Source organism: Paenibacillus sp. FSL P4-0184 (assembly GCF_038004625.1).
GTDB lineage: Bacteria > Bacillota > Bacilli > Paenibacillales > Paenibacillaceae > Paenibacillus_AQ.
In genome coordinates this window covers 1,573,852-1,591,375 of the sequence record NZ_JBBORN010000002.1, presented here as the reverse complement: position 1 = coordinate 1,591,375, position 17,524 = coordinate 1,573,852, and the positions used below count along the sequence as shown (strand labels likewise).

Genomic DNA, 17,524 nt, shown 5'->3' with positions numbered 1-17,524 from the left:
ATTCATTGACGATATATGTATAATTATAATGATAAAAGGGGGAAGTAAAAGTGTAAGAATTACTTACAGTGTTTCACCTTTAAAGGAGTGAACGATCGTGGACCATATTAGTAATCATTTTTTATGTTTAGCAATAGCCATCCCATCCTCAATAGATATAGGGGAAGCTAATCCAGTGACGATAGATAGACTAGCTTCGATTCTGTGCTGCACTCCGCGTAATGTAAAATTTATTCTGCGAAAACTTGAAGAGCAGGGTTTTATACACTGGCAGCCTGGAAGAGGACGTGGAAATATCTCGCAGCTAACTTTTCTTCGAACGATTGAAGAGGTGCTGGAGGACAACTTTCAGGAACTGATTAATAAGGGGAAGATTAAGGAAGCTATAGAGTTATTAAGTCGTGGTCAGGTTAGCGACACATTAAAGGAACGGTTATTAATGGTGTTAAATAAGCAGATGGGCTTCCGCAGTGAAACGGAGTCGACATCAGGATTGGATGTCTTGCGAATTACACGAAACCGGCACATGGAAGTGCTGGATCCAGCTTATGTATATACCGCGTTTGAATCCTATTTACTCGGACAAATTTATAGCACATTAGTTACCTATGATGCGGCAAGTGATACCTTTCTTCCCGGATTGGCGCATATGTGGGAAGCAAGTGAAGATTATACTAGTTATATTTTTTATCTACGGAAAGGTGTGCGATTCCATCACGGCAGGACTATGACCTCTAGAGACGTAAAAGAGACATTTCAACGACTTATAGATTTGAACAGTCCGGCGTTGAGCTTGTACAAAGATATTGAACGAGTAGAGCTTGAAGGAGATCACAGGATCAGGTTTGAGCTGTCTCGTCCGAATCTCTTTTTTCTCCATATGTTCAGTTGTATTCATATGTCGATTCTTCCTCATGATGTAGATCTTGTAAATGAAGTGTGTGGAACAGGGCCCTATCGTTTACTAGATCTTAATGAAGATGTGCTAGTCCTCGCGGCATTTGACTATTATTACGGTATACGCCCGCTACTAGATCGTGTAGAAATCTGGTATTTGCCAGAACAAGCTTCAAATGAACGCTTGTATGAACTTCCTGAATCTGCTCAGGAAGGTTTGTTACCTAATATCATCTGTAACCACAGTATTGACTACCCTGCCTTGGGATGCCGATATCTCTTGTTCAATTTCCATAAAGGCGGAATTCATCAACACCAACTATTCCGGCAGGCTATACGAATCCTTTACAGCCGAGAAGCCTTAATTAAGGAGTTAGGAGGGAACCGTAGTACCCCTGCTGATAGCTTTTTACCTTGGGAGAGCAGTAAGAGAAGTATTATTGAGCCTACTCTGGAACATGCGAGAGAGCTTCTAGTGGCAAGTGGCTACCAGGGGGAGACCTTAAGATTAGCTACAAAAGATAAAAAAGAAGAGCGCGAAGAAGCCCTGTGGCTTCAAACACGAGCAGCTTCAGTAGGACTGCATATTGAGCTGTATTTATTCAACGAGTTTAACTCAGCAGATATAAAGAACACCTCCGAAATCCTACTTGCCGAAGAGGTTCTTGAGGATGATTGGCAGTGGGGAATGGTTAACTACTTTAATAATAAACTTAATTATCTTTTTTCTCTGCTGAGAGATGAACAGATCTTGTTATTCTCAGATGTACTTACCGATTTCACGCAATCCCCAAAGGAAGAAAGAATTAAGTTGCTGGATCAGGCAGAAGGTGTGCTTAGGGACAACTATTGGGTGTTATATGGTTGTCATATGAATAAAAAAGCGCAGCTAAATCAAAGCTTGTTTGGACTTCACACCAGTTCATTCGGATTTCTGGATATCTCAAAACTATGGATCAAAACTACTAGTCTTTAAGGAGAGTTACCTAAATATGCTTGTACAGGAATGTTTTCTTTTGCTATACTTTCCAGGGAGGCTGTATCGATAAATCATCGAATGGTGCTCTAATAGGTTTTAATAAATGAATAGTAATTAACTTGTAGCCATGGAGGTGAACTCGTTGGATTTTGCTCAGATCCGTAAGGACCGAGACAAAAGAACGGTCGATACTTGACTCTTTTTTTGCCTTTCGGACCTGTTTAGCAGATAGCTAAAAGGTCTTTTTGTTTGTTTAAATTAAGGGAAAAGAAGGGGAGATTATTATGCGTTTTCTTATCGTGGGTGCAGGAGCTATAGGTGGATATTTCGGGGGTCGTCTAGTTCAAAAAGGAGAAGATGTTACTTTTCTCGTCCGAAATGCCAAACAGATTCAGTTAGAAGCGGACGGTTTGATTGTAAAAAGTGTTCATGGGGATTTTCAGACTTCTGTACGAACGATTTCTAATAGGGAAGCAGTAGAGCCCTTCGACTGCATTATTATAGCGGTCAAGGCATACCATTTGCCTCAGGTGATGAATGACATTGAACCCTACGTCGGTGAACATACACTGATCCTCCCGCTCCTCAATGGTTATGATCAATTTAGCATTTTGCAGAAGCGTTTTGGCCCAGAACATGTACTGGGTGGTCTTTGTTATATAGAAACAACTTTAGATTCAGCAGGTACTATCGTTCAAAGCAGTTCGTTCCATAGTATTGTATTTGGTGAATGGGCAGGTGGTGAGTCAGAACGAACACAGTTGCTTCTGAGTCATTTGGATAAAGCCGGTTTCACAGTGACATTAAGTTCTGACATTCAGCGCGAAGTGTGGCAGAAATATATATTTGTAGCTAGTCTAAGTGGGATTACCACTTTAATGGATAGCTCTGTTGGGCCTATTTTTGCTTCCCCAAAAGCACGTGCAATCTATGAGCAGCTTCTTCAAGAGATTGTTAGCTTGGCTCAAAATGCTGGAATGCCTGTGGGACCGGAAAATATAGCTTCCACGATGCAAAAGATGCTTTCTGTGTTACCTGAATTTACTTCATCCATGCATCGGGATATGCATAAGCAACTACCTGTAGAAGCGGACCATCTGCATGGGGCACTTCTGGCTATGGCTGTTCCGGGTCAAGGCGCGTATCCGGTTCTCGAAACCGTGTATGCCCGTTTGAAAGTATACGAAAGCGTTAATGATATGAAATGATCTACTTTAAATCACAATAAGGAGCTGGACAATTATGAAGGAAACAAATCAAAAGATTATGACTTTTCTAATGTTCGAAGGTAAGGCAGAAGAAGCTATGAATTTCTATACGTCCTTGTTTGATGATTCCGAAGTGATTAGCATTAAGCGATATGGAGCGAATGAAGCAGGACCTGAAGGGAGTGTAATGCAAGCTTCCTTTTCTTTGCATGGACAAGTATTTATGTGTATAGATAGTTATGTTCAGCACGGGTTTACCTTTACTCCAGCGATATCCTTATATGTGAATTGTGAGAGTGAAGCTGAAATTGATCGGGTCTACGAATCATTAGCACAAGGTGGACAGGTCCTAATGCCTCTTGGAAGCTATCCGTTTAGTCCGAAATTTGGCTGGGTAGCGGATAGATTTGGCGTGACCTGGCAATTAAATTTTTCGGGGAATGCGTAGCAAGAAAACTTTGAAGAAGGCCCATATCAGGAATGCCCGGTATTTGAAAGTGATCAATTGATGTATAGATTGGTTCAAAAGGAAGACGCTGAGGACCTACTGGAATGTTATTCAGACGCTGCTTCTATCCCGCTCTTCAATAGCGATAACTGTAATAACGATTTTAACTTTCAAACGATAGAAGAGATGAGTGGCTGTATACGATTCTGGCTGGATGAATATGCAGGACATGGTTACGTTTGATTTAGTATTGTAGAGAAAGATAGTGATAAAGCTGTTGGTACTTTTGAATTTTTTGCGAGAAATGAGAGCGTTGAAGGGGTAGGACTGATTGGTGTTCTAAGGCTTGATCTGATCTCGAGATTGGAGAATGAAGGAGTTCTTACAGAGATCCTCTCTATGTTTGAGAAGGAGTTCTATGATTGTTTTAGGGTTGATGCGATGATTACCAAGGCCATTCCTACCGCTGAGCAAAGAATCAGCGCACTATTAAATAGTGGTTATTCAAAAATTGTGGGCAACGCACTGGTGTCTTTCAACGACTATTATCTGATCTCGAGGGCTGCAGTTCAGGAGGTATAATCGCAAGCTGCATAAATGAAAGAGGAGGTGAACCTAATAGGGTTTACCTCCTCTATTTTTACGAGAAACGGTTATCGTCTTTAAAAGACGACACTATCGTTTCTTCTTAGAAGAACGGATTTAATTACATTGCTGAACAACAGTTGTGCCCTCATTAGTAATCGTGACAGTTGAATAACCAGATAGAAACTCTGTATAACCGCATACAGTTTCTTGGGTGGATTGTCCTTTTGCGTTAGTATACTTAAGGTATATAGAACCTTCACCACTTAAGCTCAGTGTAGGTTTGAACCTTTTCGTTTCACCTTTCTTGATGGGACTTGTAAATAATTCCTTGGAATCCGTATGGATTAAACCTATTTCAATAGAGCTAATATCATCATCCGACTGATTATCTACAGTGAGCAAGAAACTCTTAAATGGACTCAGAATATTGGATATCGTACTGATCCCGAAAGCTATCACAATACCCATTGAAAATATAGCAATACCTATAAAAAATCGTCTCTTCATCATTTAGTCCCCCTATGTAAGTAAGACAGGGTTCACTCGATAAATGTTACGGTATATAAGAATTAATTATAACTATTCATTAACAAGTGAAATTGGAAGAGATGTGCTACCCTTAATGTATGCCAAAATTTATATGAAAAGGGGTTTTGTTTTGACAAAATCTACGATTCTTTCATCAGAAGGAATAACGATTCGTCATTTTGAACAAGGGGACATGCCATTACTGGGTGAGTTATATAACTCGGTTACTTCGCGGGGAAATGCTGTTTTTTGGTGGGTTGGTGATGAGGAAAACTGGGAGAATGTGTACTGCGCCTTTGAAAATGGAAAAATGGTTGCCAAGGGTCAAGTAGAGATCATAAATATTGTGCCGCCCGGGCGTTCAAAGGAAAGCAGACATTCGATCTATTTGAATTTGAAAACAATACCTGAACGAGAAGAAGACTACGATTTATTAGAGAGCATGTATCGAACGCTCCTCTTGAGAGCACTTGAATTGAAGGAAACTTTATCAACAGCTTACAAAACGACGCTATGTGTCGGGAATAACGCATCGGAGATCGCAAATACGCAATTTTTTGAAAAAGAAAAGGGCTTCTGTCAATACAACAGCTTATTTAAAATGAATCATACTCTTGATCATTCCTACACCGTACCTGAACTGAAAAAGGAATTTGAATTTGCAACTTGGATGATGGAGACACCACAAGAAGAAGATCTTTATTTAGAATTGGAAGCAGAGGTTTGGCCAGAAACCCCACTCGGGAAAGAACGGCTATCTCAGTTTAAGCAAAATCCGCTTTGGAACTCTATGGTTGTTCGAGAAGGAGAGAGGGTTGTAGGCAGCTTGATGGTATGGCAGGAAGAGAATAGTGGGTATATTGAAAATGTTTTTGTTCTTGAGCCGTGGAGAAGATTTGGAATTGCTAGGTACATGCTTTCTCAAGCGTTAAACTATTTCAGAACACATGGACTTGAAGAAGCTTATTTAATGGTGTTAACAGATAATGATTCTGCATTGCATCTTTATGAATCTGTCGGATTCAGTTTATCGAGTGAGGAAAGACGGTATCGTATAGAGCTCCTATAGTTTTTGAAGTGGAGGATTACTAAGCAAAGTGTGATTCGGTTTCATCGAGGTTCGATGATAGGATTGCACTTTTTTAGTAATCCTTTCGCCATGTAATAAATGGTGACTGGAAATCCTCTGAACAATTTTGTTCAGTTACTGTTAGTTACTTGTTTACCCTCGCATTTCTTACACACGTTAACCTTTTCGCCAGAAAGTCCTTTTCCGATGTACAAAAGCTTAATACGAGTGCTGCCGCAGATCAGACATGTTCCTCTGCTTCGGGATGGCATACGCCAGAGTGCTTTGCCACGCTTGTTTTTGGACATAAATAGCCCACCTTTGCGATTGATACCCTATCTTATGAGCGAGGGAACCTTAAAGTTCGGAGAATGAAGCTTATAAATTCCTTTGTGATGGAGACAAAATTAAGGATAAAAAGGGCAAAAAAACGCCCTAAAAAAACAGCGCATAACTTAAATTATACGCTGTTTTGATTTTAAGACGTTTTATTGAGGGAAGATCACCACTTGGACGAGCAAAAAGGAGGGGTTTTAAGGATTTTTTTATAAATAACGGATATCGATATCTCTAAATTTACCTGATGACATTTTCAGCATTCTGAATTGCAGTGAGCCTTGTTTATAAGTGCCTCTGCTCTGATCCGGATTGACTGGAATGGGAAGTGGGATGATCTCGCTATGATCTTTTCTAAGACCGCTTAATTTGATTTGTGTTCGGTTGATTTGTGCCCAAATACTTTCGGGGTGAATTCCACTTGGAATACGAATTTTAGTGATCAAATAATTATGTGTGTCCAGATGCTCAAATTGCAGACTTGAGGTTTCGTTCGTAAATGACGAAGAGGTCGCTGCAGTAGCTTCTTTGATTATTTTTTCAACATAACCATCGATCTGGCTTGGATCCAGCTTCCATTGCTCTTCAAGCGACTTTAAGGATAGCTTTTTCTTAAAAAAGGGATCTTCGTTCATCCAATCTAAAGGGTTCGATTTATTCGGACTCATGAACGCTGAACCTCCTTCATTTTTTATCCATTGTATGGGCGTATGACTTATTCAGTGACATCTGGGCGAATATCTACATAGAATAGGTTATCATTCCGAAGGGAGGAGTGGTTTGGTGGTTTCAATCATCGGCAACATTAAAATTAACAGCGTGGGTCCTAGTTCCACAGTCTTAGTAGGAAATACGGCATCTGTTATCTTGAGCAGTAACTCTAAAATCTATGCCGGTGCCAACTCCTTCTCAATAGGTGACTCTATAGGCACGAACATTACGAATAATGCTGCCAGTAGTACGAACACGATGGATTCAGATGTGGTGGATCAAGTATCGCCTCCTTAAGGGTGGGTTAATATGAATATTACGGTATATCAGTGCATATCGGTCAATAATCTAAAAATTGGTACGATCTCAAATTCATCGGTCCTTCAGATCGGCACATCCGGACGCATTAATGCCTTGTCTCATAGCTATCAGACTGGGGACGTTCCAAAATCTCCTCCTGCGCCAACTCCAGCGGTAAGTGATTTACCTCTTGTACCCTTGCCTCCACCAACTGAACTATATACCCGATAGAATTAGGCTCCTATACTTCGCATACAATAAACTATAGGAGGGGGTTGTATGAACCCGTATTACGTTCAGCAAGTCTTTAATGCATTAAGAGTGCAAGCAGAAAAGATTCAATTGCTAGAGAAACAGCTCCAAGATTTAAAAGGTGACGTAGAGAGTCTAAAGAACAATAAAACTGCAAGTATAGGTCCTATAAATTATCATTTTGAACAATTGAAAATCGAGAAGCTGGAAGGCACTTTAAATATAGGCATAACACCAAATGAGGGAAATAATCTGGATGAAGCAATGATCAACGGTAAGTCTATTGGGGAGCAAGAGGGGGGGACACCTTCTGCATCTGCATTATCGGATAAAATCCGTCCAGAGATTCTGAAGTATGTACAAGAGGAAGTTCCTTTTCAATTTTCACGCTTAGAAAAAGAGCAGAACTTAAGTATTGATGAGCAGTATATCCAAATGGTAACCCAGGATCTGCTGAATCAGATGGATGGCCGGATTAACGAGTATGTAAGCCAGCTTCCTGCCGCTGAAGAAGGGCGTGGATACACAGAAGAGGAAAGTGCTTCTATTGTTGAACAAATCAAACGAGATATTGTTACGGCGGTAGAACGGCATTTGGAAATAAACATAACTGGAAGGCGGGAGCCGCATGAAAGTAACCGTGATTAACAGAGAAATAAATGTAAACGCGGTAAAAGTGTTTTCGATATCAGGTTCTTCGGTATTTTTAGTAGGGGATACGCAGACGATTAATTGTTCTTCGGCGTTTGACAGCGTGATAGAATATACTCCAAGTGCTCCGGATCAAGTCCAAAAAGGTAGTTAACAATGCATAACTCGCGTATACAAGATGTATACATTAATAATCTGTCTGACAGTTCGATTTTCTTATGTGGATCTGTAGAGCGGATTCAGTCCAAATTCGTGGGCAGTAAAGAAAATTACCTAAATAACATACAAGAGATTAATAGCAATAATAGAGAGGCTTTACGCTTAGACATCCCTCTTGCGACCTGGTCGAACCAAGTGAATGATGATGTTGAGATTTTGAATGATTCTGAGGAATCAAGCATTAATATTAAATTTATTAAAATCTTATCGATTGGCTCTGGAACGACCTTCCAGATTGGAAATGGTGGCTCAGTTCATCTGGAGAGTCGAACCAGTGAGTTCAAGCGAGAAATAGCTTCAGAAGATGAGGGGTAATTTGGCATATTTGTTGATACTTATTTAATAAAAATAAAATTGTTTACATAATCATTATTATGTAAACTAATAAAAGGTACTATCCTATAAGAAAGTACTTTTCACAAATAAGAGACCTTCGAGCTACGAAAAAGAGGGCCATCAAAGGTATTCTGCTATAGAAATAGCATTAAACTCATAATTAAAGAAAGCCTGCACATTTGCAGGCTTTCTTTAATTTGGTGAACGAACATATTTATTTAGAAACTTTCACGAAGCCATGTAGTCGCCAGCTTGATGGCGGCTTTTTTGGCATTGGTTTCAGCTAAAGGATTTAGCATCACAAAATCATGTATGATCCCTTGAAAGCGAACGGCCGTAACAGTGACACCAGCTTCACGTAATTTAGCGGCATAAGCTTCACCTTCATCACGTAGAACATCTGCTTCACCCGTTATGACTAGTGCTTCGGGTAGATCGCGTAACTGATCTACACTAGCTCGAAGCGGGGAGGCTGTGATCTGCTTCCGCTCCTCAGGGTCAGTTGTATATTGATCCCAGAACCATTTCATTCCATCACGCTGCAAGAAGTATCCTTCTGCGAACTCATTATAAGATTCGGTATCAAAGGAGGCATCCGTTACCGGATAGAACAAAAGTTGTTTCCCTATCTTCGGACCACTGCGTTCTTTAGCCATAAGCGTAATGGCGGCTGCCATATTTCCACCGACACTATCACCGCCTATGGATAGCTTGCTAGCATCAAGTGCATGATCACTACCCTGTGCAGCGATCCATTTCAGAACAGCATAGATTTCTTCAATTGCTGTAGGATATTTAGCTTCTGGAGAGAGGCTGTAATTTGGAAAAACAATGGCAGCCTCCGCTCCAACAGCTAGCTCACGGATCAAGCGGTCATGGGTATGTGCATTACCAAACACCCAGCCAGCACCATGAATGTAAAGGATCACTGGCAACGATGCGGAAGAGGAGCTAGGGGGCCGGACAATTCTTATGGAAACATTACCATTAGGTCCTCCTGGCACCATAAGATCTTCAATTTCGACTTCAGGTTTATATATCTCACTGGATTGTACAGTATCTACCGTCTCACGGCCTTTTTCTGGTCCAAGATCAGGAAGGAACGGAGGTTTGGAATTATCATCGGCAAATTTCTGCGCTGCTGGCTCAAGAATGATCTTTGGTTGATTTGACATGATGTATCGTCTCCTTTATCTGGTCATAGTATAGTTTACCCTCTTCATACCATAACCATCTAAACGAATGCTGAAACGATATGAGTCTTACAATGCTTTTCGTTGATCCTCACGAATTTCACTTTTTAAATCCCTTATTCCGGCAACCGTTTGTTTATGTTTGATACGGAAGATCAAAATAAACATCAAAGTAATAAGTAACGGATAGCCTATTGCCCAGCCTGTAAAAGGAAACACGGCAGCGGTAGCTAGAAAAGAGATCCAGCTAATCGTTACGCCTAATCTACTTCCCTTAAGTAGGCGTATCCCCGCAGCACAACCTCCGATATAAGTCAGGATAAATGTCGCATTTGGAAACTGGATCAAAGTAGTGATAGATATCAATCCGCTGCTGTACAGTGACATGACCGTTACAAAACAGAGGAGCAGGAAAGCAATCCCACCGATAGGGGTATGATATGGTTTGGATAGTCTCCCCATCCATTGCGGTGCATAGCCCTGACGTGATAACGCATAAGCCACACGCGAGGCAGCACCGGCATAAGCGATAATGGTGGCGGTACAGATGAAGAGACCTGTAAGTCCTGCGATAAATCCTCCCCAGCGTCCAAGAGGCTGGCTGATGATCCAGACAAGTGAAGTGCTCGACCCACCTTTAAGGTAGCTTTGTGTGCCAACCGTTGCTAAAGCGGATAAGAAATATAGAACACCTACAATAATAGCAGCGATGGTCACACCTTTAACTGCAGCACGTTGTGGATCTTTGAACTCCTCAGAGAGATGTGAGACAGCTTCCCAACCAATAAAACACCAAAATAAGATTGCTGCAGCCTGTCCAATGCTCATCCATCCGTGTGGGGCAAAGGGAGTGAAGTGTTCAACCTCCATTCGAGGAAGCGCAGTAGCAAACGAGAAGACGAGAACAGCTACAATCGCAATCACTACAGCAATTTGTACCTTTCCCGCCACTTGCATACCAATCCAGTTTGTAATTAGCCCGATGGCCAACATCACCGCAGCGATAGTAATTCTCGCAGGTTCATCCCAGCCCATTGCGGCTGTCATATAACCAGCTCCGGTCAGCGCAGCGACAGGCGCACCAATCGGAACAGACATTAGAAAAAACCAGCCCACTAAAGATCCGGCTTTAGGTCCGAAAGCAAGGGTAACAAAGTGGGACACGCCTCCTGCGTTAGGAAATTTGGCAGAGAGCAGGCCCATCGATAAGGCCATTGGCAAAATCAACAGCGTCATAAATCCCCAGGCCAGCAATGAAGCGGGACCAGCCATTTCTGCAGCCAGTCCGGGAACGATTAAGACTCCCGAGCCCAATACAGCGCCGATATAAAGAGCTATAGCTTGCGGCATGCCGATGTTTCTTCGTAAAGTGGTTGAACTTGAATCTTTCATGATTTTTAATCCTGCTTTCATTGTCTTTTGTTATAGAGTAGCAGATAATAGATCCATTGGAAAAACAGATTTTTTGAATAGTATCCATTCGAAATTTCGATGGGTAACTATTATTCAGTGGGCACGTATGGAATCACGTCATCTTTTTACCTTTATAGTCGTAGTGGAGACGGGTAGCTTCACACGAGCTGCACAGAAGCTTGATTATGCACAATCCAGTATTACCGCACAGATCCAAGCGTTAGAGACTGAAATAGGTCAGCCTTTATTTGATCGGATCAGTAAAAAGATCATCCTAACTGATGCAGGCCGCCGTCTGCTCCCATTCGCTCAAGAGATCTCCAGAATGCATTCTCTAGCGCAAGATGCTCTTCGCTCCGAGAGTGAGCTAACAGGGTCTTTACGCATTGGCGCACCTGAATCTCTGGCTGCTTTTCGCTTACCAGGCATTATCAAGGAGTTTCGCGTGAAATATCCAAAGGTCCAAATTCTTCTGAAGCCTGGGGCCTGCTGGGAGCTAACGGATTTAGTTCGATCCGGTGAATTGGATTTGGCCTTCCTACTGCAACCAGAGACGGAAGATAAAGATCTGAATATAGAAACACTGGTGCATGAACAAATGACCCTGATCGCTCCGCCGGATCATCCTTTATTGAGTCTTCCAGTGGTAGAACCGGTTCATCTTAAGGGCGAAACGATATTGCATACGGAAACTGGTTGTAGCTACCGTACTTTATTTGAACATCATTTAAACAGACACGGGGTATTTCCGGACCCTACGTTAGAGTTTTGGAGTATTGAGGCGATCAAGCAATGTGTTATGGCGGGTCTAGGCATCGCTTTTATTCCAATGATTACTGTGAGCAACGAATTAGCGGAAGGGAAGTTAGCTAGGCTGAATTGGAATGATGAATCGCAGCGTGTGGCCACTCAAATTGCCTATCATCATAAGAAATGGAAATCTCCTGTTCTAACAGAGTTTTTAAAAGCTGTGCAAAAGCATGCTGAAAAATGGAGCAGCTAAGTTTAATTCTTGTAGCTATTCTATGGTACAATAGATTGTCGAAAACAAGGGAGGCTCGAAGCCATGAATGAGTGGAGTGAAGACTACGAAGAGGGGCTTGAGGCTTTTTTAATCTGGATGAAGGATGCCGGTTACACTCCCTATACGCAGAAATCCTATTTAGTGGATGTAAAACAGTTTTTAGAAAGTCTGAATGGTAAAAAGCTAGAGTCCGTAAAGAAGCTACATGTTATTTCTTTTCTTACGTCAGTGCGTGAACGTGGTGTAAGTGATGCTACCCGTAACCGGAAGCATGCCTCAATTAACTGTTTTTTTAAGGCATTAATTGAGCTGGAATTGCTTCTAACCAATCCAGCAGCTGGGATTAAGAAATCTAAAACTGAGATCAATCGCGAACCGGTCTACTTAGATGAAGGTGATCTGGGGCGATTTTTGTCTTCTATAGATGGGAAATACAAAGGTCGTAATTTAGCAGTCTTTTTACTGATGTCCTATATGGGGCTTCGGGTGGGGGAAGTCCACACGCTTAATTTAAGTGATTATAATGTAGAAAGACATTCCCTTCGAGTGTTCGGTAAGGGACGTAAATGGCGTAATGTACCGATTCCAGAGGATGTAGTACCTTTTCTTGATCTGGCAATAGAAGAACGATTAAATCCTTGGCGCAGTAAAGAGGAAGCTATGTTCATTTCACAAAAAGGACGCAGGCTGTCTATACGTGGCATTCAGCAAATCGCTGCGGACACCTTCGATCGTTTCCAAAGGGACGTGCCTGCTGCGCAACGTCGCCCCTATTCAAGCCATAAGCTACGACATTCCTTCGCTACCATGCTGCTACGAAAAGGTGCGGATCTGCGGACGGTTCAGGAGCTGCTGGGACACTCTTCCATTCAGACTACAACGGTTTACACGCATATCACGAGCCGTGAGAAGGAAGAAGCCATGTCGAAATTGCAAGTCCAGATTTGATAGAATTCAAAGTGCAATTCTTTTCGTGAAAAAGGGGCTATCCCCGGCCATGTAATCATGACAACAGGGAGAGCCCCATGTATTCATTTGCTTATAGTTCTAGCTTAGCTATCTCAGCTTTAAGCTTCTCGGCAGATTTCTGGAATAGAGCTCGTTCTGTCTCATTTAATGGAAGATCTAGTACTTCTCGTACACCGGACCGATCTACGACGCAAGGGGCGCCAAGGTAGACATCCGAAACTCCGTTATAATTATTCAATAAAGTAGATACGTTCAATACAGAGCCTTCATTATGAAGAATGGATACCACAATACGATCTAGTGCTAATGCTATCGCGTAGGAGGTTGAGCCTTTGGCATCAATAATTTCATAAGCGGCATTCTTAGTATCTTGGAATATTTCATCTTGTTCTGCTTCGTCAAAACCGAGATCAATCCCGGCAACATTCGCTAGACTCCAAACAGGAAGTTCCGAGTCTCCATGTTCCCCGATAATCTGACCATGAATACTGCGTGGATCAATTTCTTTGTGGCGTCCAATCAGGTAGCGAAAACGTGCACTATCCAGCACCGTTCCGGAACCGATGACTCTTCTGCGATCAAAACCGCTTATTTTCAAAGTGGCATATGACAAAATATCTACAGGATTAGTAGCAATAAGTAGTATCGCATGTTGATTATATTTGGTGATTTTTTGAACGATATCTTTGAAAATTGAAATGTTTTTGCGGAGAAGATCTATCCGGGTTTCACCCGGTTTTTGTGATGCACCGGCAGTTACAATGATGATATCCGCTTCCCGGCAATCTTCATATGTACCAGCCCATAGCTTCACACCACCAACAAAGGGCATGCCGTGATTCATATCCAATGCTTCTCCAAGGGCTTTCTTTTGATTAACGTCAATAAGTACGAGCTCAGGCATACGTCTCCGTAGCAGTAATGTATAGGCTGTTGTTGTACCAACTGCTCCAGTACCAATGACTACGACACGATTGGGTTTCGGGGGGGCCATGATTCCATCTCCTCAGTAATTAAAATTTTTAGCTTTTAATCTTGTCCATCATAATCGCTAACGATATTGTTTTCAAGCAGGTCTTATTTAATGCATTACCCCATTTTGGGCATACTTAATAGAAATTCTCTAATCAATTTGACAACAAGACTAGACAGGAGAGAATGTAAGAATGGATTTATTTCGCAAAAAACCGCTAATCGCACCTTCAAACTCGGGTGCAACCAAGTTGAACAAAACACTTGGTGCGCTGGATCTAACCATGCTAGGTGTAGGAGCGATTATTGGTACTGGTATTTTTGTAATGACAGGAGTAGCGGCAGCAGAACACGCTGGTCCTGGCCTGGTCATTTCATTCCTTTTAGCCGCGTTTGCCTGCGTGCTGTCAGCCCTTTGTTATTCAGAGTTTGCATCGACCATCCCGGTCTCCGGAAGTGCCTATGCTTATAGTTATGTAGCTTTTGGAGAATTACTCGCTTGGATTTTGGGTTGGGACCTTGTGTTAGAGTATGGCGTTGCAGCAGCTGCAGTAAGTAGTGGATGGTCAGGCTATTTGCAGGGACTTTTAGAGGGCTTTGGTATCCATATTCCTACAGCACTATCCGGGGCGTATAATGCGGAAGCAGGTACCATTATTAATTTACCAGCAGTAATAATCATTTTACTAATTTCCTACTTACTAACTCGGGGAACTAAAGAGACTGCTCGTTTTAATGCGATTATGGTCGTTATCAAAATAGGTGTAGTGCTTTTGTTTATCGTAACTGGATTTTTCTATGTTAAACCAGAGAACTGGACTCCATTTCTACCCTTTGGCTATCAAGGTGTTGTAAACGGTGCGGCAACGGTCTTCTTTGCCTACATAGGTTTTGATGCGTTATCGACTGCTGCAGAAGAAGTAAAGCAGCCACAGCGCGATTTGCCTATAGGGATTATTTCATCCCTTGCTATATGCTCTGTATTGTATATCCTAGTTTCACTTGTATTAACAGGTATTATACCGTATACGGATCTCAATGTTAGTGATCCCGTTTCTTATGCGCTTCGTGTTGTAAATCAAGATATGATAGCGGGTCTAATCTCTGTTGGAGCTATTGCGGGAATGACCACCGTACTGCTCGTAATGCTGTTTGGTCAAACCCGACTGTTATTCGCAATCTCACGTGATGGTCTTTTACCACGAGGATTGTCTAAGATCAATGCTAAAACACAGACACCTATTCGTAGTACGTGGATGGTTGGGATCATTATAGCTGTATTAACGGGCTTTATTCCTTTGGATCGATTGGCTAACTTAACAAGCATTGGAACACTGTTTGCCTTCTTTGTCGTTTCTTTGGGGGTAATTGCCCTGCGGGTTATTCATCCCAATATGAAAAGAGGGTTCAGAGTACCCTGGGTACCCTTCATTCCATTGCTAAGTGCGGCAACATGCGGATATTTGATGTATAATCTAGGAAGTGAGACATGGATTGGGTTTCTGATTTGGACGAGTCTTGGACTTCTGATCTATTTTCTATACGGCTACCGTAATAGTAAGTTAAATCATAAATAAGATTCCAATTGAGAGGAGAGAGGGCATTGACATCTAGAACCGCTGGATTGAAAACTCTAAGAATGTTTATGATGCTATTTTTTTTAGCGTGGATAGTCTCAGCATGTTCTTCACCACCACCGGAGCCTTCTCCACAGCCACAGCCTACAGAAGCACCGGAAGAAGGACAGACGATTACTCTGATTACACCACCAAGTAACAATACTAACAAAGAGAGTGGCCCGAAATATCAGGTTCAAACTCGAATTACGGGTTTTCATCTGCTTAGTGAGACAGAGGGCATGGTATGGGGTGTAACAAAAAATGAACTTCGTTTGTACGTTACCCATAATAACGGGGCGACCTGGGCTAATATTTCTCCTGCACCCAATGTGCAGTTCCTGTCCACACCTGTCTATGGAAAAGGCATCTTTTTTACTGACTCTAACCATGGTTGGATTATAAGAAGTGCATTTGGTACGACAGAGAATATAGTGTTACGAACCACAGATGGAGGAAAAAGCTGGAAAATCTCTTCGTTAGGTGATGATAATAATGTATCTTCCGTTTATTTCAATTCACCAACTCAGGGATGGCTAATGACCTCTGCGAACGCTACTCCTAATAAGGAAAGCAAGGCGATTTATTCAACGTCAGATGGTGGGGCCACATGGGAAGAAGTGATGCAGAATGAACAGTATAATCCGAACCTTCCCAATCATTCGATCCCGTTCACAGGTGTAAGTACTGGAATGATCTTCAAGAGTCGTGTAGAAGGATTTGTGACTTTGCAGACCGGTGCCCTTCCTAAGATCTTTATAACTAAGGACGGTGGTCAGAGTTGGAATCCAGGACAGTCTTTTCTGGTAAATGAACAACTGGAAAGCTGTGACAGAGTCATTACTGGCAAACCAGAGTTCTTCGATGCTAGTAAGACTAATGGTTGGATGTCTGTGGGCTGCCAAAATGATAAAGATAAGACGATTACTTACCACGGTTACTTTACCGCTAATGGTGGAGATAACTGGAAATTTACACCTTTTGAATTAAAGAGCCCAACCGGAGGGAATCATCAGAGCGCTCCGACGTTTCTGAATTCGCAAGTTGGTTGGGCCATTATTGGTGATACTCTTTACCATACCGTTAACCAAGGGAAAACTTGGCTCCCTCTTAAGGAGAGCAGTGTTCTGCAGTCTAAGCTTGAGGAATATCCTGAGACGATTAAGATGGAGTTTATTTCCACAGAGGTGGGATGGCTTTTACTTGAGAAAAAAGAACAAAAACGCTCGCTCCTCTTACAAACTACAAATGGTGGGATTAGTTGGCGTGTGATGTAAAGTGAAGTGAAGCTGTTTCAAAAGTAGAGTATAATACTTTTGAAACAGCTTTTTTTGAATAAGAATGAACTTCTAAATCAATATGTTTTTGATTGATTGAATATAAGGAAAAAACTTAATTAAAATTTTCTTTATAGATGTGAAAAAAATCACATGACATTTAAGTGATCGTGTGATATATTTAACACATAGAACAAGTTCAAATTTTCACAAACTTAACTTTCGAATAGGAGAGATTACAATGAAAACTTTTGAAACAGATTATATGACAAGAAACCTGCTGCAACTTTGCTACAACTGTGATGACGCTCACCTGTGTGAAACGGAAGAACAATGCAGAGCATGCTGGGCAGACAATGGTATGTTAGATGTTGAGACTGACGAAACGAAGCAATTGCTAGACCTCGTTCATGCTTAATCTGATCACTCAAAATTATGATTAAAGACCACTCGATTTCTTGATTTCTAAGAAAACGAAGTGGTCTTTTTGCATGAAGTCTCACTAATTTAATGCTTTCTGAACTAGAAGAGGCATATA

At 41.7% G+C, this 17,524-nt stretch carries 20 protein-coding genes; 14 read left to right on the top strand and 6 right to left on the bottom strand.

Features of this window, described 5'->3' with window-relative positions:
* Positions 1–97 precede the first annotated feature (97 nt).
* The 4 genes from MKY52_RS28890 (at position 98) to MKY52_RS28875 (ending at position 3,775) form a co-directional block, all read left to right on the top strand.
* Positions 98–1,873 (top strand): ABC transporter substrate-binding protein, encoded by a 1,776-nt coding sequence (locus MKY52_RS28890; RefSeq protein WP_341055245.1) that lies wholly within the window; start codon positions 98–100, stop codon positions 1,871–1,873.
* A 287-nt stretch (positions 1,874–2,160) separates the two neighbouring features.
* Positions 2,161–3,084 carry a ketopantoate reductase family protein gene (locus MKY52_RS28885; protein ID WP_341055244.1) on the top strand — a complete coding sequence of 308 codons (924 nt, stop codon included), beginning with the start codon at positions 2,161–2,163 and terminating at the stop codon, positions 3,082–3,084.
* A gap of 34 nt (positions 3,085–3,118) precedes the next feature.
* Positions 3,119–3,532 (top strand): VOC family protein, encoded by a 414-nt coding sequence (locus tag MKY52_RS28880; protein WP_341055240.1) that lies wholly within the window; start codon positions 3,119–3,121, stop codon positions 3,530–3,532.
* 60 nt (positions 3,533–3,592) lie between these two features.
* Complete coding sequence (locus tag MKY52_RS28875) at positions 3,593–3,775, top strand: hypothetical protein (protein WP_341055237.1); 183 nt, start codon at positions 3,593–3,595, stop codon at positions 3,773–3,775.
* 459 nt (positions 3,776–4,234) lie between these two features.
* Here MKY52_RS28875 and MKY52_RS28870 read toward each other — a convergent pair whose 3' ends face one another.
* Positions 4,235–4,630 (bottom strand): hypothetical protein, encoded by a 396-nt coding sequence (locus tag MKY52_RS28870; protein WP_341055234.1) that lies wholly within the window; start codon positions 4,628–4,630, stop codon positions 4,235–4,237.
* Positions 4,631–4,778: 148 nt separating this feature from the next.
* Here MKY52_RS28870 and MKY52_RS28865 point away from each other — a divergent pair, with 148 nt between their 5' ends.
* Complete coding sequence (locus MKY52_RS28865) at positions 4,779–5,717, top strand: GNAT family N-acetyltransferase (protein ID WP_341055232.1); 939 nt, start codon at positions 4,779–4,781, stop codon at positions 5,715–5,717.
* A 131-nt stretch (positions 5,718–5,848) separates the two neighbouring features.
* Here the strand turns inward: MKY52_RS28865 and MKY52_RS28860 are convergent, their stop codons facing one another.
* Both MKY52_RS28860 and MKY52_RS28855 read right to left on the bottom strand, forming a co-directional pair.
* Complete coding sequence (locus MKY52_RS28860; RefSeq protein WP_339241515.1) at positions 5,849–6,025, bottom strand: hypothetical protein; 177 nt, start codon at positions 6,023–6,025, stop codon at positions 5,849–5,851.
* Between the two features lie 237 nt (positions 6,026–6,262).
* The gene (locus MKY52_RS28855; protein WP_341055229.1) at positions 6,263–6,721 is read right to left on the bottom strand and encodes an Hsp20/alpha crystallin family protein; all 459 of its coding nucleotides are present in this window, start codon (positions 6,719–6,721) and stop codon (positions 6,263–6,265) included.
* A 115-nt stretch (positions 6,722–6,836) separates the two neighbouring features.
* On the opposite strand from MKY52_RS28855, the gene MKY52_RS28850 reads away from it, so the two are divergent.
* The 4 genes from MKY52_RS28850 to MKY52_RS28835 all read left to right on the top strand — a co-directional run bounded on the left by MKY52_RS28850 (position 6,837) and on the right by MKY52_RS28835 (position 8,501).
* Positions 6,837–7,061: a spore germination protein gene (locus MKY52_RS28850; protein WP_036687577.1), complete on the top strand. Its 225-nt coding sequence runs from the start codon at positions 6,837–6,839 to the stop codon at positions 7,059–7,061.
* Positions 7,062–7,073: 12 nt separating this feature from the next.
* Positions 7,074–7,295 carry a spore germination protein GerPB gene (locus tag MKY52_RS28845; protein ID WP_341055228.1) on the top strand — a complete coding sequence of 74 codons (222 nt, stop codon included), beginning with the start codon at positions 7,074–7,076 and terminating at the stop codon, positions 7,293–7,295.
* 48 nt (positions 7,296–7,343) lie between these two features.
* Entirely contained in the window at positions 7,344–7,964 is a 621-nt protein-coding gene (gerPC, locus tag MKY52_RS28840; RefSeq protein WP_341055227.1) for a spore germination protein GerPC, read from the top strand.
* Positions 7,965–8,123: 159 nt separating this feature from the next.
* Positions 8,124–8,501 carry a hypothetical protein gene (locus tag MKY52_RS28835; protein ID WP_341055226.1) on the top strand — a complete coding sequence of 126 codons (378 nt, stop codon included), beginning with the start codon at positions 8,124–8,126 and terminating at the stop codon, positions 8,499–8,501.
* Between the two features lie 239 nt (positions 8,502–8,740).
* Here the strand turns inward: MKY52_RS28835 and MKY52_RS28830 are convergent, their stop codons facing one another.
* Positions 8,741–9,697 carry an alpha/beta hydrolase gene (locus tag MKY52_RS28830; RefSeq protein ID WP_341055225.1) on the bottom strand — a complete coding sequence of 319 codons (957 nt, stop codon included), beginning with the start codon at positions 9,695–9,697 and terminating at the stop codon, positions 8,741–8,743.
* Between the two features lie 87 nt (positions 9,698–9,784).
* On the bottom strand, positions 9,785–11,107 hold the full coding sequence (locus MKY52_RS28825) for an APC family permease (protein ID WP_341055224.1): 1,323 nt from the start codon (positions 11,105–11,107) through the stop codon (positions 9,785–9,787).
* Positions 11,108–11,234: 127 nt separating this feature from the next.
* Here MKY52_RS28825 and MKY52_RS28820 point away from each other — a divergent pair, with 127 nt between their 5' ends.
* Positions 11,235–12,131, top strand: a complete 897-nt coding sequence (locus MKY52_RS28820) for a LysR family transcriptional regulator (protein WP_340970073.1) — start codon at positions 11,235–11,237, stop codon at positions 12,129–12,131.
* Positions 12,132–12,194: 63 nt separating this feature from the next.
* Positions 12,195–13,100, top strand: a complete 906-nt coding sequence (locus MKY52_RS28815; protein ID WP_076283590.1) for a tyrosine-type recombinase/integrase — start codon at positions 12,195–12,197, stop codon at positions 13,098–13,100.
* Positions 13,101–13,191: 91 nt separating this feature from the next.
* On the opposite strand, the gene MKY52_RS28810 is transcribed toward MKY52_RS28815, so the two are convergent.
* Positions 13,192–14,115, bottom strand: coding sequence for an L-lactate dehydrogenase (locus MKY52_RS28810; protein ID WP_042188714.1), 924 nt, complete (start codon positions 14,113–14,115; stop codon positions 13,192–13,194).
* A gap of 172 nt (positions 14,116–14,287) precedes the next feature.
* On the opposite strand from MKY52_RS28810, the gene MKY52_RS28805 reads away from it, so the two are divergent.
* The 3 genes from MKY52_RS28805 to MKY52_RS28795 all read left to right on the top strand — a co-directional run bounded on the left by MKY52_RS28805 (position 14,288) and on the right by MKY52_RS28795 (position 17,404).
* A complete protein-coding gene (locus MKY52_RS28805) occupies positions 14,288–15,670 on the top strand; it encodes an amino acid permease (RefSeq protein WP_341055222.1) in 1,383 nt (460 codons plus the stop codon).
* A gap of 26 nt (positions 15,671–15,696) precedes the next feature.
* Positions 15,697–16,986, top strand: coding sequence for a WD40/YVTN/BNR-like repeat-containing protein (locus MKY52_RS28800; protein ID WP_341055220.1), 1,290 nt, complete (start codon positions 15,697–15,699; stop codon positions 16,984–16,986).
* Positions 16,987–17,227: 241 nt separating this feature from the next.
* A complete protein-coding gene (locus MKY52_RS28795; RefSeq protein ID WP_179085723.1) occupies positions 17,228–17,404 on the top strand; it encodes a hypothetical protein in 177 nt (58 codons plus the stop codon).
* Positions 17,405–17,524 lie beyond the last annotated feature (120 nt).

Bases quoted from the DNA above. Each gene is read 5' to 3' on its own strand.
- MKY52_RS28885 (WP_341055244.1), top strand. From the start codon at position 2,161: ATGCGTTTTCTTATCGTGGGTGCAGGAGCTATAGGTGGATATTTCGGG.
- MKY52_RS28880 (WP_341055240.1), top strand. From the start codon at position 3,119: ATGAAGGAAACAAATCAAAAGATTATGACTTTTCTAATGTTCGAAGGT.
- MKY52_RS28875 (WP_341055237.1), top strand. From the start codon at position 3,593: ATGTATAGATTGGTTCAAAAGGAAGACGCTGAGGACCTACTGGAATGT.
- MKY52_RS28870 (WP_341055234.1), bottom strand. From the start codon at position 4,630: ATGATGAAGAGACGATTTTTTATAGGTATTGCTATATTTTCAATGGGT.
- MKY52_RS28860 (WP_339241515.1), bottom strand. From the start codon at position 6,025: ATGTCCAAAAACAAGCGTGGCAAAGCACTCTGGCGTATGCCATCCCGA.
- MKY52_RS28855 (WP_341055229.1), bottom strand. From the start codon at position 6,721: ATGAGTCCGAATAAATCGAACCCTTTAGATTGGATGAACGAAGATCCC.
- MKY52_RS28845 (WP_341055228.1), top strand. From the start codon at position 7,074: ATGAATATTACGGTATATCAGTGCATATCGGTCAATAATCTAAAAATT.
- gerPC (WP_341055227.1), top strand. From the start codon at position 7,344: ATGAACCCGTATTACGTTCAGCAAGTCTTTAATGCATTAAGAGTGCAA.
- MKY52_RS28835 (WP_341055226.1), top strand. From the start codon at position 8,124: ATGCATAACTCGCGTATACAAGATGTATACATTAATAATCTGTCTGAC.
- MKY52_RS28830 (WP_341055225.1), bottom strand. From the start codon at position 9,697: ATGTCAAATCAACCAAAGATCATTCTTGAGCCAGCAGCGCAGAAATTT.
- MKY52_RS28825 (WP_341055224.1), bottom strand. From the start codon at position 11,107: ATGAAAGATTCAAGTTCAACCACTTTACGAAGAAACATCGGCATGCCG.
- MKY52_RS28820 (WP_340970073.1), top strand. From the start codon at position 11,235: ATGGAATCACGTCATCTTTTTACCTTTATAGTCGTAGTGGAGACGGGT.
- MKY52_RS28815 (WP_076283590.1), top strand. From the start codon at position 12,195: ATGAATGAGTGGAGTGAAGACTACGAAGAGGGGCTTGAGGCTTTTTTA.
- MKY52_RS28810 (WP_042188714.1), bottom strand. From the start codon at position 14,115: ATGGCCCCCCCGAAACCCAATCGTGTCGTAGTCATTGGTACTGGAGCA.
- MKY52_RS28805 (WP_341055222.1), top strand. From the start codon at position 14,288: ATGGATTTATTTCGCAAAAAACCGCTAATCGCACCTTCAAACTCGGGT.
- MKY52_RS28795 (WP_179085723.1), top strand. From the start codon at position 17,228: ATGAAAACTTTTGAAACAGATTATATGACAAGAAACCTGCTGCAACTT.